This is a genomic window from Nostoc sp. (assembly GCF_036917615.1).
Classification (GTDB): Bacteria; Cyanobacteriota; Cyanobacteriia; order Cyanobacteriales; family Nostocaceae; genus Nostoc.
Genome location: NZ_JBALCZ010000021.1, coordinates 1 through 26,508 on the forward strand (window position 1 = coordinate 1; position 26,508 = coordinate 26,508).

The 26,508-nt window shown below is 42.3% G+C and carries 23 protein-coding genes and 3 pseudogenes; 7 read left to right on the forward strand and 19 right to left on the reverse strand.

The window, feature by feature from the left end; translation table 11 throughout:
* Window positions 1-298 (forward strand): annotated as a pseudogene (locus V7K85_RS07600) (hypothetical protein); the annotation flags it as partial.
* 187 nt (window positions 299-485) lie between these two features.
* Here the strand turns inward: V7K85_RS07600 and V7K85_RS07605 are convergent.
* The 7 genes from V7K85_RS07605 to V7K85_RS07635 form a co-directional block, all read right to left on the reverse strand.
* Window positions 486-662: a hypothetical protein gene (locus V7K85_RS07605; protein ID WP_334812370.1), complete on the reverse strand. Its 177-nt coding sequence runs from the start codon at window positions 660-662 to the stop codon at window positions 486-488.
* Between the two features lie 63 nt (window positions 663-725).
* Window positions 726-1,259 (reverse strand): hypothetical protein, encoded by a 534-nt coding sequence (locus V7K85_RS07610; RefSeq protein WP_334812372.1) that lies wholly within the window; start codon window positions 1,257-1,259, stop codon window positions 726-728.
* 113 nt (window positions 1,260-1,372) lie between these two features.
* Window positions 1,373-2,056: a Crp/Fnr family transcriptional regulator gene (locus tag V7K85_RS07615; RefSeq protein ID WP_334812374.1), complete on the reverse strand. Its 684-nt coding sequence runs from the start codon at window positions 2,054-2,056 to the stop codon at window positions 1,373-1,375.
* Between the two features lie 187 nt (window positions 2,057-2,243).
* The gene (locus V7K85_RS07620; RefSeq protein WP_334812376.1) at window positions 2,244-3,512 is read right to left on the reverse strand and encodes a pilus assembly protein PilB; all 1,269 of its coding nucleotides are present in this window, start codon (window positions 3,510-3,512) and stop codon (window positions 2,244-2,246) included.
* A 362-nt stretch (window positions 3,513-3,874) separates the two neighbouring features.
* Entirely contained in the window at window positions 3,875-5,062 is a 1,188-nt protein-coding gene (locus V7K85_RS07625) for a HetZ-related protein 2 (protein WP_334812378.1), read from the reverse strand.
* A 1,076-nt stretch (window positions 5,063-6,138) separates the two neighbouring features.
* A complete protein-coding gene (locus tag V7K85_RS07630) occupies window positions 6,139-6,489 on the reverse strand; it encodes a carbon dioxide-concentrating mechanism protein CcmK (protein WP_334812380.1) in 351 nt (116 codons plus the stop codon).
* An 85-nt stretch (window positions 6,490-6,574) separates the two neighbouring features.
* Window positions 6,575-6,886 (reverse strand): carbon dioxide-concentrating mechanism protein CcmK, encoded by a 312-nt coding sequence (locus V7K85_RS07635; RefSeq protein ID WP_334812382.1) that lies wholly within the window; start codon window positions 6,884-6,886, stop codon window positions 6,575-6,577.
* A 303-nt stretch (window positions 6,887-7,189) separates the two neighbouring features.
* On the opposite strand from V7K85_RS07635, the pseudogene V7K85_RS07640 reads away from it, so the two are divergent.
* Window positions 7,190-7,558 (forward strand): annotated as a pseudogene (locus V7K85_RS07640) (hypothetical protein); the annotation flags it as partial.
* 408 nt (window positions 7,559-7,966) lie between these two features.
* A complete protein-coding gene (locus tag V7K85_RS07645; protein WP_334812384.1) occupies window positions 7,967-9,025 on the forward strand; it encodes an acyltransferase family protein in 1,059 nt (352 codons plus the stop codon).
* A gap of 79 nt (window positions 9,026-9,104) precedes the next feature.
* On the opposite strand, the gene V7K85_RS07650 is transcribed toward V7K85_RS07645, so the two are convergent.
* Both V7K85_RS07650 and V7K85_RS07655 read right to left on the reverse strand, forming a co-directional pair.
* Window positions 9,105-9,845 carry a hypothetical protein gene (locus V7K85_RS07650; protein ID WP_334812386.1) on the reverse strand — a complete coding sequence of 247 codons (741 nt, stop codon included), beginning with the start codon at window positions 9,843-9,845 and terminating at the stop codon, window positions 9,105-9,107.
* Window positions 9,845-10,477, reverse strand: a complete 633-nt coding sequence (locus V7K85_RS07655; RefSeq protein WP_334812388.1) for a ParA family protein — start codon at window positions 10,475-10,477, stop codon at window positions 9,845-9,847. Before V7K85_RS07655 ends, V7K85_RS07650 begins: the two co-directional genes overlap by 1 nt.
* Before the next feature lie 340 nt (window positions 10,478-10,817).
* Here V7K85_RS07655 and V7K85_RS07660 point away from each other — a divergent pair, with 340 nt between their 5' ends.
* Window positions 10,818-12,200 carry a cytochrome P450 gene (locus V7K85_RS07660; RefSeq protein ID WP_334812471.1) on the forward strand — a complete coding sequence of 461 codons (1,383 nt, stop codon included), beginning with the start codon at window positions 10,818-10,820 and terminating at the stop codon, window positions 12,198-12,200.
* A 326-nt stretch (window positions 12,201-12,526) separates the two neighbouring features.
* Here V7K85_RS07660 and V7K85_RS07665 read toward each other — a convergent pair whose 3' ends face one another.
* The 5 genes from V7K85_RS07665 to V7K85_RS07685 all read right to left on the reverse strand — a co-directional run bounded on the left by V7K85_RS07665 (window position 12,527) and on the right by V7K85_RS07685 (window position 17,984).
* The gene (locus V7K85_RS07665; protein ID WP_334812390.1) at window positions 12,527-13,006 is read right to left on the reverse strand and encodes an AlbA family DNA-binding domain-containing protein; all 480 of its coding nucleotides are present in this window, start codon (window positions 13,004-13,006) and stop codon (window positions 12,527-12,529) included.
* A 59-nt stretch (window positions 13,007-13,065) separates the two neighbouring features.
* Window positions 13,066-13,494: a beta-carboxysome assembly chaperone CcmS gene (ccmS, locus tag V7K85_RS07670; protein WP_334812391.1), complete on the reverse strand. Its 429-nt coding sequence runs from the start codon at window positions 13,492-13,494 to the stop codon at window positions 13,066-13,068.
* A gap of 39 nt (window positions 13,495-13,533) precedes the next feature.
* Window positions 13,534-15,342 carry an ABC transporter ATP-binding protein gene (locus tag V7K85_RS07675; RefSeq protein ID WP_334812393.1) on the reverse strand — a complete coding sequence of 603 codons (1,809 nt, stop codon included), beginning with the start codon at window positions 15,340-15,342 and terminating at the stop codon, window positions 13,534-13,536.
* 245 nt (window positions 15,343-15,587) lie between these two features.
* Entirely contained in the window at window positions 15,588-17,507 is a 1,920-nt protein-coding gene (locus tag V7K85_RS07680) for an iron uptake porin (protein ID WP_334812473.1), read from the reverse strand.
* Window positions 17,508-17,840: 333 nt separating this feature from the next.
* Entirely contained in the window at window positions 17,841-17,984 is a 144-nt protein-coding gene (locus tag V7K85_RS07685) for a hypothetical protein (RefSeq protein WP_334812394.1), read from the reverse strand.
* A gap of 176 nt (window positions 17,985-18,160) precedes the next feature.
* On the opposite strand from V7K85_RS07685, the gene V7K85_RS07690 reads away from it, so the two are divergent.
* The gene (locus V7K85_RS07690) at window positions 18,161-19,843 is read left to right on the forward strand and encodes a SulP family inorganic anion transporter (protein WP_334812396.1); all 1,683 of its coding nucleotides are present in this window, start codon (window positions 18,161-18,163) and stop codon (window positions 19,841-19,843) included.
* Window positions 19,844-19,899: 56 nt separating this feature from the next.
* Here the strand turns inward: V7K85_RS07690 and V7K85_RS07695 are convergent.
* The 4 genes and pseudogenes from V7K85_RS07695 to V7K85_RS07710 form a co-directional block, all read right to left on the reverse strand.
* Window positions 19,900-20,058: pseudogene (locus V7K85_RS07695) on the reverse strand (glutathione-dependent formaldehyde dehydrogenase); the annotation flags it as partial.
* Window positions 20,059-20,434: 376 nt separating this feature from the next.
* Window positions 20,435-21,349 carry an alpha/beta fold hydrolase gene (locus V7K85_RS07700; RefSeq protein WP_334812397.1) on the reverse strand — a complete coding sequence of 305 codons (915 nt, stop codon included), beginning with the start codon at window positions 21,347-21,349 and terminating at the stop codon, window positions 20,435-20,437.
* Window positions 21,350-21,465: 116 nt separating this feature from the next.
* Entirely contained in the window at window positions 21,466-22,578 is a 1,113-nt protein-coding gene (locus V7K85_RS07705) for an L-dopachrome tautomerase-related protein (protein ID WP_334812399.1), read from the reverse strand.
* Between the two features lie 259 nt (window positions 22,579-22,837).
* Window positions 22,838-23,836, reverse strand: coding sequence for an SGNH/GDSL hydrolase family protein (locus V7K85_RS07710; protein ID WP_334812401.1), 999 nt, complete (start codon window positions 23,834-23,836; stop codon window positions 22,838-22,840).
* A gap of 396 nt (window positions 23,837-24,232) precedes the next feature.
* On the opposite strand from V7K85_RS07710, the gene V7K85_RS07715 reads away from it, so the two are divergent.
* Together V7K85_RS07715 and V7K85_RS07720 are read left to right on the forward strand one after the other, a co-directional pair.
* Window positions 24,233-25,540, forward strand: a complete 1,308-nt coding sequence (locus V7K85_RS07715; RefSeq protein WP_334812403.1) for an Nramp family divalent metal transporter — start codon at window positions 24,233-24,235, stop codon at window positions 25,538-25,540.
* A gap of 161 nt (window positions 25,541-25,701) precedes the next feature.
* Window positions 25,702-25,971 carry a hypothetical protein gene (locus V7K85_RS07720; protein WP_334812405.1) on the forward strand — a complete coding sequence of 90 codons (270 nt, stop codon included), beginning with the start codon at window positions 25,702-25,704 and terminating at the stop codon, window positions 25,969-25,971.
* Window positions 25,972-26,044: 73 nt separating this feature from the next.
* Here the strand turns inward: V7K85_RS07720 and V7K85_RS07725 are convergent, their stop codons facing one another.
* Window positions 26,045-26,503 (reverse strand): hypothetical protein, encoded by a 459-nt coding sequence (locus V7K85_RS07725; protein WP_334812407.1) that lies wholly within the window; start codon window positions 26,501-26,503, stop codon window positions 26,045-26,047.
* Window positions 26,504-26,508 lie beyond the last annotated feature (5 nt).

Below are 26,508 nucleotides of genomic sequence, written 5' to 3' on the forward strand. Positions count from 1 at the left end.
CTTTAGTGACAGTAATCTGCTGTCGGGCTGGATTAGCTATTTACGGACTGGTTACCGTGATTTACTAATCAACGAATCGCACGTATTGCCCAAATGGTATCCGCCAGAATTCCTCCCTCAGGGCGGTAAAGGTATCCTGTTTTTAGATGAACTCAATATGGCACCGCCAGCAATGCAGGGAGTCGCTCAACAGTTTCAGGCATTTATTCAGCTTTACAAGACACTACCGAATCTGACACCTATTTTGGCAGGTAAAGGCGATCGCACTGACGGCGTGACAAAGAGGCTAAAGCGCTGATTGAATAGGGGTCATAGCACGTAGACCCCGCTGAAAATAGGGTAGTTTACCGGGCTTGAGACGCACAAGTGCGATGGCGTACCCGCCCGCCGTAGGCGATCGCCAAATCTGACCAAAACTCCATAGCACCTACCCATAAACACCCATATAATCCAACCCAAAAAGCACTATGTCGGCGTGCATAACTTTAAAATTCTTGAAGCCGACCAACATATTGTTGTAGTCCCATTTTTTGGGAGTTGCGACCAGCTAAAACTGCAATTGTGTAGGCGATTGCAATCAATAAAATTAGTGCAATTAATCGTTGTCCAGTTGCGTACGTTGATTCCAAATTATAACCACCAGTTTTACAATCTTTAAACATAGCTTCGATGCCACTTCGCAATCTTATTTGCTTTAATGGCATCTGCAAGACTATCAAGATTTGTTAGTAAAACCAGCCAGCAGGCTCAAGCTTACCACGATATTTACGCTTGTAATACCCAGCCAGATTGATTTGCAGACGAGCAGATTCCACAACTTGAGGATGTCGGCTTTGAGTTAATCGATTTAACACTTCTTTAGGAGTTTGGACATTTTTAACTAGCCCCAGTTGCACTTCCAAATCTGCCCGATCTGCTACTTGCTCTAAAATATATACTGGAACATTTTCCTGCCTGAGAATGCTTCGCAAGCTAGGTAAGGGAATTTCTGCCACTAAATTGAGATTTTCCAAAAGCAGTAATGGAAACACGGGGTTATCCAACAATTGAGACGGAAATTCTGCTCCCAGTTTCAAAAGTACATTAGGTGGGGTGTTGGGGTTGCCTGCAACGGACTGACGGGTTTTTTGGTCGGGAGATAATGCCAGTTCCCGCAACAGTTCCGGGTAAGTACTAGGTTCTGCTGCTACTAATTGTGCCTGTGTGACGTTTTTTATAAACGCAGTGATAGAGTTCTGGGGTGGAGTGGTGTCATCCATTACGGGGTCTAAATTTGTGAAGTACCTACACCTCTAATAAGCAAGTCAACCGAAGCATATTGTCGGTTGACCTACTTAATACCAAAATTTGGAGCGCTGAATAAATAAAGCAATTACACTTTGCCAGCCAAGTTCATCAATTGTTTGAAGTTCACAAGATAATTGATGTTGTTGGCGCTATCAATCTTAATCCACCCTTTTTCATGCAGCTTTTCCATGATTTTCGTGGTTTCTTCAACACCGATTTCTGTCACCTCTGCTAAATCTTTAAAGGGAACGTTAAAAATTTCTTTTCCTAAGTCTGATTCATGACCATAGCTTTCGCCTAAAGTCACTAGGGTATGGGCGAGTTTGACTGCTGGTGGTGAAGACCGCATTTGTAAGCGCACATTAATTTGGCGTAATCGTCGCACCATCAGTTGCAACATCCGGTGATGTAACTGCGGATCTTTAAACAAGATTTGAATAAAACGCTCTCTGGAGATACTAAGCAACTTCACGGGTGAAAGGGCAATGACATCGGTTGAGCGTGGAGATTCATCTAAAATTGCCATTTCTCCAAAAAAATCGCCACGACCAAAAATTGCTAGAGCTACTGAATCTTCCCCGACGGTACGCCGAACTTTGACCCAACCAGAAACCACGAAGTAAACGGCGTTACCCCACGCATCTTCCATCACAACCGCTCGCCCAGATGGGTACTCATGTTCAATTGCAACGTTGAGAAGCCATTCCAAAGTCTGTGGATTGGCTGTACTCATTAAGGGGAAAAGTTCACTAAAAACCTCAGTTAGCATGAAATATTTGCAAAAAATGGATTCAAGAGCGGGAAATTAACTTTGCTACTATAAGTTTGTTTAAACCGTAATCTTACTCAGAATACGATCGCAAAATTTGTATTTATTGGAGATGAACCTCTAAAGTTGATCGGTCTAGGGTTCCATTACAACATAACAATTATGTATGCGATCGAAATCAGCGGTTTCACTGACAGACAGATGATTTGCTGTTTGTTGATGGATTGCTATCCAGTGCCAGTATTTTGATCTGTTGGTCTAAATTTTTCACTAGTTGATTCAGGGCTACCATTGCCTCTAATTGCTGAGAGTCAAAGCTGGGATTCAGTAAAAGCCGTTCTTGTAGTTCATGTAACTTGAAGCTTAGTTGGTGAGAAATTCCTAAGGCATCGCCGCCCAGACGCGCCAACTGTTGTTGTTGATAGAACTTTAATGCTGCTCCCCGCAACACTTGGAGTGTTGCCTCTTCGCCGTAGATTCCCGGCATGACTCGCAAGCGTAATAATAAGCGGTTTTTTCGATATACGTATTCCTTCTCTACCTGTTTTGGTTCTGCAACCGTGGTGATAGGCAGTGAAGCAAACCGCTTTAATTCATTCAGTACTCCTTGGAAAACCGACAGTGGGAGTTTGTCTAATACAGACTGTAAGACTCCATTGTCACTCCACAGTATCCTACCTTCGTAAGCTTGTCTTTCTAAATACAGCCGACCAATTCCCCCAGCCAGAATTCGCCCTAGTAACTCTTCTAGTAATATCTTGGGTGGTAGTGTTGGCAACACCTCAATCGGACTAAATAGTTCGAGAACTTGCGTGGGCAAAATAGATAAATTATCCGGTAGTGCTGCTTCGGAAGTCTCCCCGTCTTCATCTCTGGAAATAGGGGTCAAGAACGTCTTAGTTTGAGATGATTGGTCTAGCTCTGGGATAGGAGGTAAGTCTACCCGCTGCCCAGAATGTTGACGCTTTTGTGTCTGAAATACCATCAATATCGGTTGCTGATTTGATTTTGAGTTGGCATCTAAAGAGGGAGTAGGTATGTCAGCAATGGTAGCTGGGCTATTTGTTGGAGGAGAGTCCGCTGTTGGCTGATACACAAGTTTTGCATCTAGCTGGGATGTATTCTTATGGTTGAGGTAGGCTGACAGTATTCTGCGGTGAGCGTCAGCTGCGATCGCTTCAATTACCATTGTGCAATTGATACAAGACAAAATGCGACCAACATAATCTAGTGCCTCGCCCTCTTGTGGATGAACCATACCTAGCAAAAGATTTTTGTCTTCTAATCCAAAAGGCAAAATCTGGTGGTAGAGGCAAGCTTCAAAGGACAAAAGACTATCAATCAGGTGGAATATTTGCTGGCGCTCGCCTTCTTCCTCCCACTTGATTTGAGTGGCAATTAGCATTTGCTTTCCATATGCTGCGGTATCATTTAATTCACACTCTGAAGAGAACATAGATTTGATTAGTTGGTGTTTACTTATATAATATTTTGCCTCTAATTTAGTAGGTAGTTAATAAAGATACTTTGTTTGATTGTTAAAATTTCAATTATATATACCTAAATAGACGTAAGTAAAAGATAAATTTTTGGATTGTGGACTGGGGATAATACTGAGTTGTGACGAGGACAAGGAGGCAATTTTCTTCTTTGTCTCCTTTGTCTTTTTTGTCTCCCACCGCCTGAATTGAGCAACTAGTACCCCAAGGCGGAAGTCAAAAGTCAAAAGTCAAAAGTCAAAAGTATTATGGAATAAGCTCTTTAGGGCTTTTGAATGGTCTGCTTATTTACGCCGTGCTGTACTAGATGCCTCACAGCCTACTCCTGGGTTCTTAAAGCTTGAGCAGCAAGATAGACTTTTGTCCATTCGCCTAGCACTTGATGGGTTTTGAGTTTTAAATGTTGGGCTATTGCTTCTATAGAATTACCTGCTCTCCGCAAATCTAGGATTTGCCGCCCCAGAGGAGTCAATTTTTCATCAAGTTGCTGCCATTGATTTTGTGTTAATCCTAAGTTATGTTCTTGCAAGGAAATTGAGAGCCAGCTGTCTACGAGTTCTGGTTTCCCTTTCAGGGCAAAAACACGCACAGCATGGTAACTAACTTTTTCTCGGAGACGGTATATTTCCTTAATCTGCTTATTTAATCTGTGGGCGATCTCTTCCTGGGACTTACCTTGCAAATACAGTCGTAGCCACTCCACTGCATCTGTCCCCAGATTTTCCTGTAAATAATTTTCAAATTCTTTTTGTACTGACTGGCGCAGCACAAGTTGTTCCTCTAGTTGTTGTGCTTGTTGATATTCTGCGATCGCCTGACTATCCACTAAGTTAACTCGATTCTCACTGTCGTCTGTGAGAACTTCTTCCGACACCAGTCTAATCAAGTCTCGGCCTGGCACTTGGGTTAAGCCACCGCGCTGAGTGCGACGCAAGTAATTTACAAATCGGTAAGCTAATAGAGGTTGATTGCGTACTGGTCGCAGACAATATTCTTCTACACTGGCAAATAGCAGAGCATCTCCCAATCGTCGATCGGTTGTATATTTGGCAATATCAGCCATTTGCTGTTGCATGTGGCTATCGCTTTGCAATAATTCTTGAAGTACTTCTTCCAACACATCCATGACGCTGCGCTGGCGATCGCGGCTGAGGGAAACCCAAGTCTGAATCTTATTCCGTAATGTTACTAAACTCCCCAATCGCATTATCAAGTTGCGATAAGCACGTTCTCGCCCTAGCCCGAAGTAGCGTTGACGTAAAATTCTCCAGCGATATTCCATCGCTTGCTTGGCAATATCGAGTTCCTTAGGGTTAAACAGATCAAACCGTTTTGAGTCAGATCCGAATAGCCAGAGAATAATACTTTGCCTAGCAGCTTCATTTTGGTCTGGACATTCTGCAAGCAAGCGCTTTTGCCAATCTAAAGCTAGTTGTTCCACATCCCTTGTCATAGTGAGATTGCGTTCCTCGAAACTCAATTTTGAAGTTTGCATCACAACCCCCATTTGTCCCACCTAATTGTTTAACTGGCAGCTTCCCCGGATTTCATGAGTCTCATGAAAATAGCTCAGTGATTCCACTTTTATTACGTCTTAATTCACTAAAATTATGCAGAAATTTCTACATGGATGTTTTGCTTGAAATTTAAAAATGCCCCAAACCCATGCCTCTGAGGCGTTTGGGTCAATTATCTGAATTTAAACTTTTTGTAAAGTTATGTTATCTAATTGAGAACAGAAATCTGCCTAGAATAGTGAAGATACAGCTTTGCAGCAGATGGGTTAAGGAAATCTGACATTTTATAACCGAGCCTAGCAACGAATTTAATTTAACTCAATATCAGACGTTATTTCACCAGTATAAGTTTCAACCCTCTACAATCCCTTACGTAGTAAAATACTTAGTTAAATCTCAATACGCTTGGAGTTAGTGATATTTTGCCCCAGAAGATCCCCCCAACCCACGCCACTCGCTCATGGGGACAAGACCGCGCTGGCTCCTCCTAAAATGGGCTTAATTCCCTCCTTTTTAAGGAGGGTTAGGGAGGATCAAGCCTTAACTGAATCGTATTAAGTTAAATTTCGGAAGATATTTTGATTTTATTCAGTGTATATACGTAAAATCGCGTTTAAGAGGGTGTTTAGTAAGTTGTTATATTAAAACCTTAAATAAATTCTTGGATAAATACTATCGCTATAACGTGGAATCAGCCCCAGTATGCCACATGGCGATGTCTACGACGGGCTACGCCTACGCTATTCTTGATAGTAGAGATTGATAGGCAAATTTATCCTTTTTAAAGTAGCTTCACCCACGATTACGCCTCTAACATTGGCAAGTTATTCCTAAAACTTTTACATTATTAAAAATGAATAGTCAACAGTCAATATTGATTTTGACTATTGACTCTGACTGTTGCTTTCCGTCTACTTCAAAATTTCAGTTATGCAAAATCTAAAAACACAAAGAATGCAACCCTCTAAAGTTTTAATGGTCAGAAGCCTTACAAAAGACTTCTCTTTAAATTCATTTATGGGGATTCTTCATTTTTAATTTTCAATTCCCCCGCAGGGGGTTGACTCTATCGACCGTTCGATGATCTAACAATGGGACTTTCTACAGATTCTCGATACTGTTGGACTTCTTCTGTGTAAGCAATTGGCAGAACAGCTTCAACGTTTTCATGGGGACGAGCAATAATCACCCAGGATTCTAGTGTACCGCCATAAACATTTTCTGCGGCTTCAATACCAGCAGCCATAGCTGTCTTTACTTCAGAAACATCGCCACGAATATTAACTGTAAAGCGAGCACTACCTACTCTGATATAACCAACGAGGGTGACTCGACCAGCTTTTAGCATCGCATCTGCTGCTGCTAGCACCGCAGGAAAACCTTTAGTTTCGAGTGCTCCAACTGCCTGTAATGACATTATTAATCTCCTGTATGAATAAACGATATGGGAGCTACAAGTTAATTGTACGAAGCTTCGCTATAGATTTGGATAGCAAAATTGCTTAGGACATGCGGAAAGGTTCTGATTCTTCAGTGAAATGGATTGGTAATATGGTTTCCACATTTTTCGGAGGATTTGGAACGATGTAGTAGGTAATTACTGCACCAAGCTTGACTTGCTCTCCAGCTGCGATTCCGGCTTCAACAGCTCTTTTTACCTCAGCAATGTGTCCCCGGACGGCGACTAACAAACGAGCGCTTTCAGCTTGACCATAGTACACAATTGTGACTTCGCCAGCTTTAACCATTGCATCTGCCGCTGCTAAGACACTAGGAAAACCTAAAGTTTCAATTACGCCAACCGCCATTGGCATGGCATTAGCTCCTGGATTAAGGGATAGGCGATTTTAATTGTACGTGGCTTTAGTCCAAATTTTAACATTTTAGAAAACTTTCTTTGATACCAGGAATTCTGCGGGAGTGGGGAGTGAGGAGTTAGGAGCAAAGCCGAAGACGCTCCGCCTCCGGTTAGGAGTTAGGAGTTAGAATGTTTTGATAGCTGCTAGTTTATGTTTTCTATATTACAAATAATCCTTCAGCACGCTAGTTTGTGTAATTTTGTTGTTTAACAAAATCAGCGATGCGTGGAAGCAAGCTAGTACGATAAACTGAAATTTATGTTTCCAAATTTTCTTCCTACATCTGTTGGGCAACTGACAGAATCTACCTCGATCGCACTAGCTCGGAGTATTCAAGCAACTGCGTAGACGCGTTGGCGTAGCCTCTCGTAGAGAAGCGGCTTGTCGTCAGACCTCGCTACTCCTTTAACTAATCAACCAGTTACCACAACCTATATCAAGCAAGGGAGTGGTGGAACTCCTATTTTATTAATTCATGGCTTTGACAGTTCCGTATTAGAATTTCGTCGGCTTTTGCCACTACTCTCTGGAGATAATGAAACTTGGGCAGTGGATTTGTTGGGTTTTGGGTTTACAGATAGACTCTCAGGAATTGCTTATAGCCCAACTGTAAAGTTTTTCATCTATTGCTAATCAGGGTAAGCGCATCTAAAACCCTATTGACACGGTAGTTTTGGGTTCACCCAAAGCACAAATAAGTTCAAAATTACTACACTAAGCCAATGGGTGGGATTGACGTTTTTATCTTTATGTGGTTATAAAACATAAAAAGCTATTTGACCCATGTTCTTTCAATCATTTACGACAATTCGTCCTATTTTGAATGAAAAATTGATATTCAGATAAAGTTTTAAGCTTTTTGTCTGTATCAATATCTACAAAATTAGATGCGCTTACCCTGTATTACTAATGGCTTCTGTCAGAGCTACTATTTTTTCTTTAATAGTGTTACTTTCACATAATTTTAGGGAACTCTGTAGCTAGAGCGATCGCAAATCTGTTTTTCAAACAGACAGCAGATCATTAGGGTAGATTTTGAAATTTACTAGAAAGTTAGTTTATAAAGAAATAGCTATGAGAATAGAAAGAAATAATAGTCTGGATGCCTTAAAAGCATTAAGCATTGTTTTTGTTTTAATCTGGCATTTACGACCATTTCAATTTATTATAAATGATTCTACTCATGTTACTGTACTTATTCTTGCTAAAATTCTAAGGAATTTTGAACTGCAATTATCTTTAACAGCCGTTCCGATTTTTTATATTGTTTCTCTTTACTTATTTTTTCAAAAGTCTGGCAGCGTCAAATACTTACAAAAAAGAATTACTAAGTTAATTAAAATTTATTTATTTTGGGTGATTGTTCAGAATATATTTTTTATTAGTGCTACGAGAAAAATTCCTTATTTTTCATGGGAAATCATTATCGGCTTAAGACCAAGCTTACCATTTGTTGGTGATTCAGTTTTCTATTTTCTATTTAATCTAATTTGTTTGACAATTTTGGCCTTTTTATATCAAATCATAAAATCCGATTCTTTCAGACTAATTATTTCTTATACAATAGTATTATTTTGTTTATTTTATTTTGAAGCCAGTTGCTTACTAAATTTCCGGATTCCTTATCATTGGCTAATAAATTTTGTTATTTATATTCCCATAGCTTTTTACTTAGTTAAGTTTCCTGATAAATTATTACATTTTAAATTTTACTACCTAATAGCATTTATACTTTTTTCGTTTCATGACATTTATTTACGTATATATGGCTATCACTTAAGTATTTATGGAAGAATCGCCATTACTTGTGGAGCAATGGCTATTTTCTGTTATTTTCAATCTCTAAAGGAAATCAAAGAGAATTTCTTAGTAGAAAAATTATCTAAATACTCTCTTGGTTTATTTTCATTACATAAATACTGGCAATACTTATTCTTCTTGCTCATTAAACATTATCAAGTTGCCATAAATACAGGAATTTTTGGAATTCCTTTAAGTAAAATCTTTATAATTGAAGGATTTTTCGTTGTATTTTTTACTGTTTTATCAATTTATTTATTCAGGTTAACTCGTTTAAAGCAGTTTGTTACCTAGAGCAACGATTCAGCAATCAAAAAACTAACCCCCCAGCCCCTTTCCTTACAAGGGTTGGGGGAGCAAAGATTAACTGACTTTAGTCAAGTAACCACATCTCATTAGAACTATCAGGATACTCATTTGGTTGATTTTGAGGTTGATTTTGAGCTAGTGTTTCCGATGACCGATGTGATTTTTTGTAGTTAAGTGGATTGTAATGGTCTTTTACTGGTTGTATTGCACTAGTTTCTTTGACAACACTATCAGCATACTCATCTGGTTGATTTTGAGCTAGTCTTTCCGATGGCCGATGTGATTTTTTGTAGTTATATGGATTGTATTGTTCTTTTACAGGTTTTATCGCACTAGTTTCTTTTACAACAAGTTTAGAATTATCTTCTGCTGTTTGTTTTAAAGCATTAAATTCTTCTATCATCTGGGAATTTGCTTGTGCAAGTTGCAGTGCTGTTTTTTTGGTTTCGTCAAGTTCTTTTGTTAGCTGTTGTATTAACGTTTGTTGTTCCGATGCAAATGTTTTTTGTTTAGATAATTTTGACTGCAAATCAGTAATTTCCTGTCCGAGGGATGCTTCTTTTTTGTGGCTTTTTTCCAGATTAATTGTCAACTCTTTGACAGTTGCTTCTAAATCAGCCTTAGTGGGACTTGTGCGCTTAATAGAAGTTGACTCAGGTGTCTGTGCTGAGGATTCCTCATCAGACAAAGCCTCTTCTTCGGCAATTTTTTCTGCTGTAACTTCGATCGCAGATTCACCTTCTGGGGGTGTAAATTTTTGCGCCTCTTCTTGTAATAAGTCAGAGAGACTTTGTTTCTTAACCATTATTTTCTCCAATCACGCTGTAGTTCATCAGCTGCGCGGCGATAGTCTAACTCCGCCTCCCGTGCGTTTCCTCCTCGCCATTGAGTAATTGCTACACCTTCAAGTGCTGCTCGTTCATGAGCTTTGTAGGCACGGATGAAGGTATTAAAAGCAGGAATACCTAGTCGAGTCAGAGTGCTTTTTGCTTCTAGTGCTTCCCCCAGACTGCGCGTATCGACTTTGGTAAGCAGAACCCGATGGGGGATTCCCACGGGGATGACGGCTTCCTTGACTGTTTCCACGAGGATGGCTAAATCCATCGCGGCTGGGGGTGTAGGCAAAACTAGATAATCTGCGATCGCAACTACCGCCACTAATGCTTCAGAGCGTAGCGCGGGAGGTGTATCTACCACTACTAAATCGTAACCTGTTATCTTTCCTAAATCACCTAAAAGTGTGGGATCTGTTTCTTGAGATAAATCAAATCCCATTCCCTGCTGACTGCGCCCAAACCACCAACTGGCAGAACCTTGAATATCTGCGTCAATCAGCAGCACCTTTTTTTTCTTGGCAAAGTTTGCAGCCAGATTGACTGCGGTAGTCGTTTTACCCACTCCTCCTTTACCGTTGAGAATAGCGATGATTTTTGGCACTGCTTGCTTCCGATTCTGCCTCTTGAGTGCTGAGTAGTGAGTGCTGTTAGCGGATAGCTATGGTTTAGCCCGTCCGGAGTTAGGAGTTAGGAGTTAGAAGTTAGGAGTTAGGAGTTAGGAGTTAGGAGTTAGGAGTTATTATTCTCCTTTTTGTCCCCTTGCTTTCTAGTCCTTAGTTCCTAGTTCTTAGTCTTTAGTCGCTAGTCTCTAGTTCTCAGTCCCTGGTGATGAAACTTTTTCATTGGGACTGCCTTACAAGAATATACCGCTTTATGTGACCCTCAAAAACATGAAAACTCGTAACAATAAAATTCAGAAGCCATCAACTCCACAAAATTCTATGATAGCAACTTACAATTTGCCTGATGGACCTCAAATGCCGCGCTGGCTGAGGATGATCAAGTTTATTAGTCAGCCAGTGAAATATGTGGATGATTTTGCCAAAATCTATGGTGACACCTTTACTATCAGGAGTAGTCGCGGGGATAACCATCTTGTGTACTTTAGTCAACCCCAAGCACTTGAGCAGATTTTTACTGCTGATTCTAGCCATTTTGAGGTTGGGAGGGGAAACATAGGATTAAAATTTTTACTTGGCGATCGCTCCTTCATGTTATCAGATGGCGATCGCCACCAGCGTCAACGGCAATTATTAGCTCCTCCTTTTCATGGCGAAAGGATGCGGGCTTATGGTGAGGATATCTGTAAAATAACCCGACAGGTGAGTCATGAATGGCAAATTGGCAAGTCTTTTAATATCCGTGAGTCGATGCAAGAAATCACCTTGCGTGTTATTCTACGGGTTGTATTTGGTTTAAGTGAAGGACAGCTTTTTGAGGATCTGAGGCGATCGCTAAGTGATTTACTAGACTTCATCAGTTCGCCCGTAATGTCCAGCGCCTTCTTTTTCAGCTTCATGCAAAAAGATTTCGGTACGTGGAGTCCGTGGGGTTGGATTCTGCAACAACGGCAAAAAATTGATCAACTTATTTATGCTTTGCTTCGAGAACGTCGGGCCCAAGCTGATCAAAATCGCCAAGATATCCTGAGTTTGATGATGGCTGCTCGTTATGACAATGGTCAAGGGATGTCAGATGAAGAATTACACGACGAGTTAATGACGCTGCTAGTTGCAGGACATGAAACTACCGCTTCTGCATTGACATGGGCTTTTTACTGGATTGACTATTTACCAGAGGTGCGGGAGAAGTTGCTACAGGAACTCAACACCATTGGAGTTAACCCCGATTTGAGTAATGTAGCTAAATTACCCTATTTGACAGCAGTTTGCCAAGAAACATTGCGAATTTACCCAATTGTCATGACTGCTTTTGTGCGGATTGTGAAAACCCCAATTAAAATTATGGGCTACGAACTGCGAGAGGGAACGGCAATAGTCCCTAGTATTTATTTAGCACATCATCGGGAAGAAGTTTACCCACAATCCAAGCAGTTCAAACCAGAACGCTTTTTAGAAAGACAATATTCACCTTATGAATATTTACCCTTTGGTGGCGGTAATCGTCGCTGTATTGGGATGGCATTTGCCCAGTATGAAATGAAAATTGTCTTGGCGACTGTTTTGTCAGAATTTCAAGTATCGCTGGTGAATAAACGTCCCGTGCATCCTGTGCGCCGTGGGTTAACTTTAGCTGCACCCGCCGGAATGCTAATGGTTGCTACACCTCAAGTTAAGCCTGGAAATACACCAGCCTTAGTTTAGACAAGTAGGGTGGGCATTTTAATCCCCACCCTACTATGGGGTAATAATTACGAATTACAAATTGCGAATTAAATTTGACTACTATATCAGTAGTAAATTAAATGGAAGCTTTACCCAATAATTGGGAAGATATTCAACCTAATACTGTATATTTTTCAACCAGTGGCTTACTAGTCTCATTTGCAAGTGAACAAATAAAGTTTGCATTAAAATACGATTAGAATGGCAAACATTTAAAAGCCATTGAGAAAGGGCAAGTACCTCCTCGCGGTAATGTGCGGCTAGTGACTTCCCAAGAATCGGACTACGATTTGAAATCTAAAGTATTAGGTAAAGGTGGCGAGCGCCTTAATTTTATCACTATCTTTCTTAGGTAAAAAGGGAATATATCGTGGATTATATTCTATAAGAATAACCCGAAATAGTTTACCTTTTAGTTTTGGATATTCTGATTCTTCGTATGAAAAATCTATAACATCAAAATCTAGCTGAGACGGAAGATATTTTTGAACTTTATTTTTAAAATCAGTTTTATCATTTAAGTAAGACAATCCCTTAGAGTTAAAGCTGTTATCTTCTTTTTTTTCATCAACACCAAAAATAACTGCACCACCAGATTTATTAGCCATACCAAGAATATCCTTGGCTATTTCATCATCCGAAACAAGTTCTCTTTTAAAATCCAGATCATCATACTCTCCTGTAGGGTTGCGGAGTAATTCACGCAAAGTTTCTCGACTTGGAGATTCAAAAAATTGAGCAAAATCTTCTTTCAAACTTTTGCTTTGCTTGGTGTTTGAGGACATATAAAAATCAAACCTTATGGCATCAAAGTTTAATTAGCAAAATAACATTCATCAAGTTATTAACTTGAGAAATCCTCACTCATCCTTTGTTCCAGCACATTTAATAACCCATCCACATCCTTACCAGCTTGCTCAAAACAAATTGGTGGTGCTGGTTCTGGTACAAACTGAATTAACTTAATTTCACCCTTCCCAATCCCAATCATCACAACTTCCACTTCCGGCTGATGATTCTCGACAATTCCCAAAATTTCCTGAAGCCGATTATCAACCTTATTATTTAAATTCTCTATCTGCTCTTTCGGACAATAAACAAAATGCGGCGTTGGTTGCAAATCAATACCAACAGTACCCTGACTGTCACCATTTGCTAACCACAATCCCCAAAACAGCGCCGCCAAATCTTGCTGATTTGCTTTCACAAACTTATCTAACTGGCGACGCCACTTATTATCACCTGATTCTGGTTGACTATTACCAAAAAACATAAATAATTCGTAATAAAGACACAAAACAATGTACGAAAGTTATCTCAAACCTGACTGTACACGCCAGAGACTAGAATAAATCCCATCTTTCTCCAACAATTGCTCATGGGTTCCCGACTCTACTAATTTCCCATGTTCCATGACATAAATGCAATCGGCATTGCGGATGGTGGAAAGACGATGAGCGATCGCAATTGTAGTTCTATCGACTGTAATTCGTTCTAGCGATCGCTGGATTGCCGCTTCTGTCTCATTATCCACTGCTGAGGTCGCTTCATCTAAAATCAGAATCGGGGGATTTTTGAGAACTGCACGGGCGATCGCAATCCGTTGTCTTTGTCCACCAGATAACTTTTGTCCTCTTTCCCCGACAATTGTCTCATAACCTTGGGGCAGGTTAATAATAAATTCGTGTGCCTCAGCTACCTTCGCCGCCGTGATAATTTCTTGCTCTGTAGTCTCAAAACTACCATAAGCAATATTCTCTGCTATAGTGCCATGAAATAGAAAGACATCTTGACTCACCAAACCAATACAGCGGCGTAAATCTTGTAAATTCAAACTTTGCAAGTCAATGCCATCGAGAGTAATACTTCCAGTTTGCACTTCGTAAAACCGCAACAAAAGTTTGACTAAAGTGCTTTTACCAGAACCCGTTGAACCTACAATTGCAATGGTTTTCCCCGCCGGAATATCCAAAGACAGATTTTTAATAACTGGAAATCTATCTTTATAGGAAAAATAAACATTTTTAAATTGCACTTCCCCGCAAACTTTATCCACAGGTAACGATACATCACCTGTATGAATAGCGATGGGAGTATCTAACAAATTCATGACTCGATTAGTAGAAGCCATTGCCCTTTGATATTGGTCAAAAGTTTCGCCTAGTCTTGTTAAAGGCCACAGCAAGCGCTGGATTAAAAATACTAATACGCTGTAAGTACCTACAGACATTTTTCCAGAAACCGCTGCCATCCCGCCATACAACAGTAATGCCGTGAACCCCACCAAAATCAGCATCCGAATTAACGGTACAAAAGCAGCAGAAAGAGTAATTGCCTTGCGATTACTGCGGCGATAAGCGTCACTATCTAATTCCAAACGAGAGGCTTCATAAGTTTCGGCGGTGAAACTTTTAATAGTAGTAATTCCGCTGATATTGTTTGACAAACGCGAATTTAGGAAACCTACCTTTTCCCGGACATCAGCGTAGCGAGGTGCAAGTAGTCGTTGATAGGCAAAGGAACCCCAGAGGATAAATGGCATTGGTGACAAAGCCATCCACGCCACATCAGGAGCCAAAATGAAAAAAGCTGCGCCGATAATTATAACAGTTGCGGAAACTTGGATAATATCATTCGCTCCCCCATCCAAAAACCGCTCTAATTGGTTAATATCATCACTGAGGATAGACATTAAACCACCAGTGCTGCGTTCTTCAAAATAAGCCAATTCCAACTCTTGCAAATGTTTGTATGCATCCAAACGCAAGTCATGCTGAATATTCTGAGCCAAATTCCGCCAGAGTCGAGCGTAGACGTACTCAAAAACAGATTCTAGTATCCAAATGATCACAGTGAGGAAGGAAATAATCAAAAATTGTTGAAAAACATCGCGTACCCCAAACTGTGCAATTATGGAATCCTGCTGCTTGACTACCACATCCACCGCGACGCCAATTAAGCCGGGTGGTGCCAAGTCGAAAAATTTATTGAGGATGGAATAAGTAGTCGCCAGCCAAATTTGTTTACGATACTGGTGTCCATACTCAAGCAAACGCTGAAGAGGATACGTTGAATGTTTACGCCTTCTTGATACCCGATGAGATTTTAATACTGTAGTCACGGCTTTTTGCGGTTTCGTGCAGTTGATACTAACACAGAACAAAGTCCTGAGGAGCCAGTGCGTTGGAGAGCCTAATATTATGTGCTACAAAGCTGAAGCTTATTTAGAAATGAAAACGAAAAATCCAGGTTTTCAAGCATATTTTACGAAAAGAAGTAGGGATTTTTAGAATAGTGGGATAGGTTCTATCCAATCTCAAAATCCCCCCATTTATTGGGGGATTTTGACTGCCTACTCCCAATCTCTTAAAATGTAAAAGTAGTCCGAAGTACACCTACAGTCGTAGTATCATTGTTGCTGTTACCTTCTGGGTTAAAGAGAACAAACGCACCAGGGGTAATGCTGATATTATCGCTAACTTGAAGGCGGTAATAGGCCTCTAAATGGTAAGGAGTCGCCCGATTGTCGCCTGTAGGCGTAAGTTGAGCAGAACCACCAGTATCAGTACGGTAAAGCGGCTGACCAAAAAGAATCCCGGCAGTGTTTCCTGACTTGAATAAATCTCTGAAGTGAATTCCCGCCATCCAACTTGTAAAGGTAGTGGAAGCATCCACGTTATTGGAAGCAGCATCAACAAATATTGCTGCACCGTAGCCAGATAATGCTATTTTGGGAGACAATCGCCATGTTACCGTACCGCCAACAGAGTTGAGTGTAAGCGGTGTTCCAACTGCAACCCCTGCTAAAGCACCGATATCACTACTAACTAATCCTGTAGCCAAAATATTGATTTCGTGATAACTGTGGGCATAGTTTAAACCAATATCCAGAGCAGGACTTGGCTTAAAGGTTAACTGTGTGGCAATAATACTACTACCACTAAATAAACCTGCTCCCAAAGGTGTAGTAGAAACTCCTGGTACTGCTTCATTAGCAGATTTTTCGGGTAAATTGGCATTTACACTGCCGTATAAAGCTCTTAAATCAAAATTTGGCGAAATGTTAAAAATAAATCCCGCCGCCGATGCTAAACCAGTACCCGAAGTCCCACCAGAAATCCGTAGCACAGGATTCAAGTTGCCAAAACGAGAAATTGACTCTTGTCCTTCACCATAAAAAGGCGTAATTGCTGGGAAAGCATCTGATGTCTCTGCCGCAGTTCCCGCAAACAAGGTTAATTTATTAGCGACAGGAAAAATATACAGCAATTTGTAAACCTGAACACTGTTTGCGCCAACACTCGACAAAGTATTGACATTTAACCCCGGAAATTGCGGCTCAAAACTGGTACGAGCGCTACTTGCACTCAAAAGTGGCGAAGCTAATCCTAAACCTTGTTGCAGGCTACCCTGTCCATCGGCTCCACCCAAGAAGTTATAGGCTTGCAATCCAGTAATTAATGAATCTTTACCAGTAAAGCTAGTGGTAAGATTTAACCGCACTCTATTGACTAGGATGATGTTCGGGTCACTCTGATTAGGAGCGCCACCGCTAGCACCAACACCAGCAATAATTGCCTCTCCACTGAGTTTGGTCGTAGTAGAAAACCGATTTGCTTCTAGTTCTGCTGTGCGAGCTTCTACAGCATCTACTCGACCCCGCAATGTTGCCAATTCCGCCGCAAATTGTTCTTGTAGTTTCTGCAACGTGGCTAAATCTTCTTTCTTGACCAAATCACCAGTTGCAGTCGCAATCAGTTCGTTGATTCGGTCTAAACAAGCATTTAAGCCAGCAGCAAATTCATAGCGAGTCATCGCCCGATTACCGCGATAGGTTTGATTGGGATAACCTGCGATACAACCATAGCGCTCGACTAAAGATTGGAGTGCCTGAAAAGCCCAATCAGTCGGCTGTACATCAGACAATTGGGATACGGATGTTACTTGTGCAAGTTTGTCTGAGGTTGGAGATGAACTTGCAGGTTGTGGTATGATTGGCTGCCACAAGTTAACAGCAGAATCTACTCCTATATCTTGAATTTTTTGCTGTTGATTGACTGAGGGTAGGTTTTTTTGAGTTTCATTAGCTATCAGCAATTTCCTGGAGATATTATTTGTTAAATCCCTTTGATGGGAATAATTCTTTTCATAGCTGCCGTCATCTTGATTAACAGCTACGTTTTTATCTGCAATTTCTAAACTAGGAAGGGCTTGCACAGGTGATAACCCGACAATTAAACATAAAAAGCCCATCCCACTAGCAAAAGCTAGTAGATATTTTGCCATCATAACTCCCAACACCTACAAGATAGTGGAAAAATTAATTGCGATTTCAAAATTGATTGATAAGTAAGTTTAAAGTAGATTTATAAAAAAATATACTTTAAATTTTTGGATATCAGGATTTTTTTCTGAATTGACTTACCAGAACCTCAGCTTATATCGCAAGTATTAAATTATAGTAAATACTATTTTGGTAAATAATTAACAACAAATAATATTGGGAGTTATTATAATTACTATTGACAAAATAATAATTACATAAGTCTGATTTTGTGATATCGAATATAGATATTGAGCCGATATCCGCGACTCAATATCTACCAAAGAATAATTTACTCAAAAAAAATTTAGAAGGAATTGCTCCACCATTATCAGTGGATCTACTGTAATCGGTTCGAGCGATCGCCAGATTGCCACTTCTGTTTTATTATCCACCGCTGAGGTAACTTCATTTAAAACCAAAACGGGCGGATTCTTCAAGATTGCCCGCTACAAGTTAATAACAATATAATTTTGACTTTTTTCGGAGATGTCTATAATAAAGGAGCTTTTCCCTCCAGGCTCTTTGAGGTTCCGGGTATTATGCTTAATTGCCCGGATATCATATGACATCTATCTGTCTATCAACAAATTGTCTATGAGAGTTGAAATGGAATATGGCAATATCTGATATCCTCCAAGAACCACAGCGTCTGGATCGCTTATTTAGTGGACTGCGTGGCGATTTAACTGGAGGACTGACAGCAGCAGTGGTAGCCTTGCCTTTAGCTTTAGCCTTTGCAGTAGCAAGTGGAGTAGAACCAAAAGCTGGACTTTACACGGCTATTGTGGCAGGAATTGTAGCGGCAATTTTTGGTGGTTCCTCAGTCCAGATTACAGGCCCAACAGGTGCAATGGCTGTGATTTTGCTGGGAATTGTCGCCAAGTACGGCATTGAGAAAGTTTGGATTGCTGGGGTGATGGCTGGGATTATCCAGATTGCCTTGGGGGTTGCCAAACTTGGACAGCTAGTGAAGTTTATTCCCTATCCAGTGACAGCAGGCTTTACCAATGGTATTGCCGTGATTATATTTTGTGGTCAATTAAATAATTTCTTTGGTTTACAACTACCGCGTAGCGAACATTTTTTGTCGGGAGTTTGGCAAAGTGTAACTCATATAGAAGCTTTAAACTGGGCTGCTGTTGGGTTGGCAATGGTGGTGATTGCAACCACGGTTTTGTGGCCCAGGATCAATACGACAATACCAGGTTCTTTAATGGGGTTGGTCTTGGCAACAGCGATCGCTTCTTATTTCCATCTGGCTGTACCCACAATTGGCAGCATTCCGCAATCTTTACCGATGCCCCACGGTATCCCCCACTGGAATAATTTTAGCTTGATTCGGGAACTGATTAATCCCGCTTTGGCTTTAGCAGCACTGGGAAGTATTGAATCCTTGCTATCGGCGGTGGTGGCTGATGGGATGACGGTGAGCGAAAAACACGATAGCGATCGCGAATTAATTGGTCAAGGATTGGCAAATATCATTGTGCCATTTTTTGGTGGCATCCCCGCAACAGGTGCGATCGCTAGGACTGTTATTAATGTCCGTTCTGGCGCTAAAACCCGACTATCTGGGGTAATTCACGGTGTTGCTTTAGCGATTATTGTTTTAACTTTAGCACCCCTAGCAGCACAGATTCCTTTAGCAGCACTTGCTGGGATTTTGATGGTGGTTAGCGTGCGGATGATTGAGTGGAAAGCCATTGGTTTATTGATGCGTGCTACCTACTCCGACTTTGCTGTGATGATTCTCACCTGGCTAGTAACAATCTTGTTTGACTTAGTTCTGGCTGTAGAAGTGGGATTGATTGCAGCCGGAGCCTTGTTCATCAAACGGATGAGTGATTTAAGCCTAGTCAAAATACCTGAAACTGAAGTATTTCCCCCTGGTACTCCTCTGGAATTAGGTAGGGAAATTGCCGTTTATCGGGTAGATGGCCCCGTATTTTTTGGTGCTGCTGAACGGTTTGTTACCTTCGTCCGCCATCAACCGGAAGTGAAGTATTTAATTCTCCGGTTGCGGTTTGTGCCAAATATGGACACAACTGGGTTAGTAGCTTTAGAGGATATTTACCACGATTTGGAACGGCACAATTGCCGCTTAATTCTCACAGGTTTACAACCCGAAGTCAAACAATTAGTAGAACGTTCAGGATTGTTAAAAACAATTGGATTATCAAATTGTTTTGAAACAACGACAGATGCAATTTGCTCTATCTCTCCTCAGATTGAAGGATGTTCTCAACCGATAGCTGCTAATTTCAAAACCAAAGAATTAATGGAATTAAATGAATGACAATGTTTTGCCATCAAAAGAGCAAAATAGATACCTGTAATCACAACTAAAACTGGTTTCATCGTGGGGTTGTAACCGTCATACAGATGTAAATCAGAACCGCAAATCGCCGTTGAGGTGATTTTCACGATCGCATCACGCGAATTAATGATTTTGGGATCGGATACGGTTTCAACCTCCACCTTGTTCGTATATTGCCAGCAAACTGCTTTTATTGTTTTAATTAATTTCTAATCACTCTTTGTGATTAGTCGTGATTAACTATGAGCAATATCTCCTTGTGATACGCGATATAGTTTGGGTTATGTGGGAATGGCATTAAGAAAACGTGAAACCATGCGTAGGGGCGGGGTGTTGGGGGTAGGGTGTAGTGTTAATAAACATTCACGCTCACAAGGTGAAACAGAAGTTGCCTCTTGTTCATTCCCTACACCCCACACCCAAAAACGAGTAATATCAATGATTTTTGCTTATCTTAGTGCCATTCGGTTATGTGGCAAAAACGTTTTAAGAGTTAAAAGAAGTGAAACTCCAAGCTTATAGAAAAAACGCATACACAAGTCCTTGTAGAGCGAGTACGACAGCTTCGCATTAATTACTTATTGATTGAACGGTGGGTCTAACATTTCGCATTTTTTGCACTGCTTCAATCACTGCTTCCGGCTTTTCGCGTTGAATGAAATGACCGACGCCGTTCAAAACTCGGCGTTCGTAACCGCCGATAAAAAATTGTTCTTTGCCTTCGGACGACTCGGCGAGCGTTGCGCCGTCTTCCGCACCGACAATTGTTATTGTCGGAACGGAGATTTTGGGTTCTCCGACAAGTTTTGCTTCGAGTTCTTTGTAGTGCGAATCCCTTGAAGCATTGTCCCAGCGACGACGATATGAGTGAATGACGACATCTACAAAATCGGGATTGTCAAAAGACTTCGCCGTTTCATCGAAAGTCGTCTCGTCAAAATTCCAGCTTGGCGACCAAATTTTCCACAATTCGCGGCAGAATTCGCGCCGTTCGGAGGCGAGCGTGATGCGTCCTTTTTCCAGATTGAAATGCCACTGATACCAGTAAGCCCGAATTTGGTCGAGCGGAACAGGTTTGTGTGCGTAACCGGGTAAACCCATTCCATAACCCCCTGCCAGCGCGACGAGCGACTGCACCCGTTCGGGATAAAGAATCGCGGCGAGATAACCAGCCGCCGCGCCCCAATCGTGACCGACGAAGATGAATTTATCCAAGCCGAGCGCGTCAGCAAACTCGATGATGTCTTGCGCGATCGCGACGTATTCCCCGCTTCGCATTGCGTCGTCGAGAAAGCTTGTTTTGCCGTAGCCGCGTGTGTACGGCGCGAGTGTACGGAAACCCTCAGCCACCAACGGCTCGACAACTTTGTCCCAAGTCCGCACGTCGTCCGGGAAACCGTGGGCGAAGATAATAGACAGATAATTTTCTTCGCCGCGCTCTTCATAAGCGATTTCGAGCAGCGACGTTTGAATCCGTTTCAGCATTTTTAACCACCTCTCAATCAAATTTACCGCTTCCGTCATTTGTGAAAGCATCGGAAAAATTTTTCACACAACTTCGTCCATTGAGCGTTAATGTCTCTCAATCGTGCTTTCGACCCTCAACGCAGCAATACAGGTTGAGCGTCGATGCGGATGCGGAAAAGTGTGTAGGGCTTCTGACGCAAGTCTTTTCCTTTTTGATATTTCGCCTGACGATGCAACTGGTTTGCTGTGACGTAAAGATACCCATCTGCTGCAACCGAGAGCGTATCTGTCCACATCAAGTGCGGGTCATGTACCACCGTTTCCCACTCTCCACCGGAGCGGCGGCGCAGGATTGCCTGGTGTTCGTAATTTGTCGCGTAAATATATCCTGCCGCGTCCGATTCGAGTCCGTCTGCACCGCCGCCTTTGTCTCCTTCATCTACCACCGTTGCGGCAACGGCATTATCGTCGAGCGATCGCTCCACAAGCGCATCAGTGGCAACGCTGTAGAGCCGTCGGCTGGCGAGTGGGCAGTAGTATAGGCGTGACCCGTCGGCACTAATCGCAATTCCGTCTGCGCCCATCTTGAGTGGCTTGGTTTTGCCATCCGGTTGACGCTCCATAAACGGACGACCTTCAACGATTGGTACAAAGCTTGGCGGCTCAAGAGCTTTGGTAGAAGGATGATCGTGCAGCTTGCGCCAGCTTTCGCCCGATGCCAAGTCCACGACAATAATTCCGTTCGCCCCTTGGTCAGACGAATCTGTGATGAATGCTATACCCTCAGCACCGCGTCGCAGGTCGAAGCGCACATCATTGAGGTAGGTGGTCGGCAGGGCGACATCCTGAGGAAAGAGGATCGTCTTGATGACGCGATCGCTTGCTAAATCCACACAGACCAGCTTGGGGCCACCATACTGCGTTGGCTGGAACATTGGACTACCAGTGTCGAGAATCCACAGGCGATCGGCAGGATCGACGACAACACTCTGCACGGACACAAGCGCCGCAGCAAGGTCGTTTGGGTTAGTGCGATTAATCGCCTCATCTGGATAAGCCACAAGGCGACCCTCCCGGATCTCAGCCACGGTGAATGCGACCTCATCTCCCCACTTGGGAAAATTGACGAAGATGCGCCCTTGATGGGATACCGTTACGCCGGTCGGCATCGCACCGTCAAAGTAAGCAACTGGTTCTAATGTGCCTAGGGACTCAACGGCGGGTAACTTCTGCAATTGACTAACCATTTTTCTATGTCTCCTGAATGATGCGGCAACACTTTGAAATTTGCCTGACCCGAACTTATGCGATCACATGGGTGCTCATTTTTGCTCTTGCAGTGAAAGTGTGAGCCAAGGTAACGGGAGCATTGATTACTTGTTGGCTGACCCAGGCTCACTGAGCTTGCAGTGCTGTTCGGTATTGACGGTATCAGGCAAGATACTGCTGATAGCGCCTTGAACCTTCGGCATCGGCAAATTGCCTATAGGCATCTGCGCCTCGGTTTCAGGCACTGCGATTCTCGTTTTGAGAGGCTGCGCCAACGCGCCGTCGCTGGCTCGCTCTCAGCAGGAAAGCAGCCCCAGTAACCAGTACCGCCCCCAAGCTCGATGGTTCGGGCACAGCTGCGACCTGATTTGCAATCACCTGGTAGCCTGTTGCATTAGGATGCACGTTGCCAATCGGCAGTACACCTCCGAATGGTGGCTTCACGGTTGAGCCAGCGGGCTGCTCATCTTGAAAGGTGTACGCCGCCTCGTTACCTACGAACGGTGTGGCGGTGTCCACGTAAAAACCGCCATACTCCGTCGCCAGATCCCGGATGACGCTGTTTAGCAAAGGCCCGCCAGCGGCGAAGATGGGGGCGGCTGGGCTGGTCGGATTGGCGGGGAATGGGTTGTAATAGTTAAGGACAAATAAGTTCGCGTCGGGCAACTGCTGGCGAACCAGCGCCAACACGTCACTGTAGTTAGCCCGATACGCTGCGAGGGTGGCGGGCAACTGGTCGAGCGGGTTGGGCAAAGACGCGAGGGCGGCGACATCGTTGAAGCCTAAGGCAATGCTCACTGTGTCAATGGTGTTGCCCGCAGCTTTCTCTCTTGCAACCCGTGACAGGAACAGGTCACGCTGAGGAACGAGCGCGTTGGGGTTGTAGTTCAAGTTCTGGGCGGCAAGTATGGCATCTGTTCGCCCAATCACCGGAGGAGTACGACCAACACCAGACGAGAAACTGGTGCTGGTTTCACCATCGATCGCCAAATTGATTACGGTGGGTCTAACACCATTGTTACGGCTAGCTAGGTAATCGGCGTACAGACCAACATAACCGCGTTCACGAAGTGACTCCGAAGGAGTATCGCCAAAGGATGGGATATACCGCAAGTCAGTTTCACCGAAGGTGATCGAGTCGCCAAGTGCGATGTAGGTTGCCGCAGCAGGTTGAGCTTGGCTTACACTCACGGTGAATACGAGGAATCCAAGCGTGGCTAGACGTAAGGGAGCCATCTGTATACTTTCTAACATGAGGAGTGAGTGAATTGGTATGAGTTGTTAAAACTTTATTTACTAACAATGCTATTGATTTTAAGTAGAGATTCGGTTAATTATCTCTAACGCAGAGGTGTTTATAAGCGATCGCATATCTCTATTGAAGGGATGATTATAGGGTAATCGACCACGGAGCGATCGCAGATTAAAAGACAATGCTTCTCTTTGGATAAAGCAGTTGCAGGGATAAATGCCAGAGTGGCATCGTTAGATCAAAAACAAGGGAATTAGTAGCTATGTTGCAATTTAAATGCTGATTAGCTTACAACATCCATACTTGCCTGAAGGTTGATGTTTATTCTATATTTTATGATCATTATGAAAAGAATATGAGAATATTTAACGGCAAAGTAAATGACTCCCCCAGAAAACAAACCTAGCTTACCAGAGGTTCACCGCAGTATTAGAGTCCCTAACAGCAGCGGCTTTTGGCGCAAGATGTTTGCTTATGCAGGACCAGGGTATCTGGTTTCAGTCGGATACATTGACCCTGGAAATTGGGCAACAGACATCGCTGGGGGGTCAAAGTTTGGGTACACTCTGTTAACAGTGATCCTGCTGTCAAGCTTGATGGCGATATTACTTCAATCACTATGCGTACGTTTGGGAGTTGCTACGGGGCGAGATTTGGCACAGGCTTGTCGGGACTATTTCAGTCGAAGGGTAAGCTTTTGTTTGTGGGTACTGTGTGAGATTGCGATCGCCGCTTGTGACTTAGCAGAACTATTGGGAAGTGCGATCGCACTACAACTTTTATTCGGTATTCCCTTAATATGGGGTGTGTGCATCACTGCGCTGGATGTCCTAGTATTGCTATTTATGCAACATAAAGGCTTTCGCTATACAGAAGCCCTGGTAATAATGTTGGTAGCAACAGTAGGCATCTGTTTTACAGCAGAAATTCTGTTTTCCCGCCCTGATCTGGGGGGGATTTTGTTGGGATATCTGCCTAAAAGAGAGATTTTACAGAATCCAGAAATGCTCTACATTGCTATCGGTATTTTAGGGGCAACAGTGATGCCTCACAACTTATATTTACACTCCTCAATTGTGCAAACCCGTGATTGGCAACCTAATACTGAAAAAAGATGGGAAGCAATTAAGTTTGGCACAATTGATTCAACTTTTGCTTTGTCATTAGCACTATTTATCAATTCAGCGATTTTAATTGTGTCTGCTGCAACATTTCATTTTTCTGGTAATCAGAATGTGGCAGAAATTCAAGATGCTTATAAATTACTTTCACCATTATTAGGAGTTAGTGCTGCCAGTGCTATTTTTGGCATCGCTTTACTTGCTTCTGGGCAAAGTTCAACACTGACTGCAACTCTAGCAGGACAAATTGTTATGGAAGGCTTTTTGCAATTTCGCTTTCCCTCTTGGTTACGCCGTTTAATAACCCGTCTGCTTGCCATTATTCCAGCGTTAATTACAATCGTTCTTTTTGGTGAAAAGAGTACAAGTAGGCTCATAGTTCTCAGTCAAGTTATCCTCAGCTTACAGTTACCATTTGCAGTGATTCCATTGGTGATATTTACAAGTAATCGCCGCTTGATGGGTGAGTTTGTGAATCCCTTGTGGTTAAAATCTTTAGCCTGGTTAGTTGCTATTGTTATCGTAGGTTTAAATGTTTGGTTGCTATTACAAAGTATTTTAGGATAACTGTTACAACTTCCCAGTTAAGATGAATTTTTAGCGATCGCACTTTTAGAATTGGGCTGGTCACGCATTGCAATCGCGCTACTCAAATGCTACTCATTAGAAATGACCTATTGTCCACAATATTTTTATCCTAAGAGGATGTTTGAAAAGTCATCCAACGTATGTTTGACTACTCTGGCTATCGAGAAGTTGAACGAGATAATGAGAGTTATGGGACTTGCGATCGCTTCTCTAAGTTGCATTTAATACCATTTCTTTGTGAGGCTGCGCTAAATTTTCTTGACCTCTTATTTGTTTCTTTCTTTGTGTCCTTTGCGCCCTTTGCGGTAGCCTGCGGCAAGCCGCTCCGCGTCTACGTTCGTCATATATGGCGCATCTTCAAACAGAATTGGTATAAGGCTCAAGCTGACACTTTTCAAACAACCTCTTAGGCATTATGCTTCTTTGAAAATGATACAGTTTTTAATTACCGTATTTAGGCACGCCGAGGTGATACGTTATCGCCTAAGTTCGTAATTCCTCTGGCTTAATCTCCCAATCCTGTTTGTTAATTCTCTCAGTTGCAAGCCGTGCCAGCTTTTCTGCGACTTTCCTAAAAACATTTCTGTTCGTGTAATCAGGAGATGGCTCAATTTGTGCGTGAGATGGATTGTCATCAGTTGGCCTTGGGCAAACATCAATCTTGTAATCAAAAAGCGGTTTTCCTTTTTGATCATTTTGAGAAACATTTATCATCCGAACTTCGCCAGTAATTAGACTCACGACACCATCATCTTGGTTTTTCTGTGTGCATTGCGGGTCATAACCACAAAGCTTTGCTCTGTCAACAGAAGGAGCTTGATTTCTATCTGTAAATGCTTGCGAGGTAAGTTCTAATCCAAACTCTCCAATGCGGTAATATTTGTCTAATCCACGGAAAATGCACCGATACAATAGCTCATCATCTGTAACCACATCGCTCACTGCAA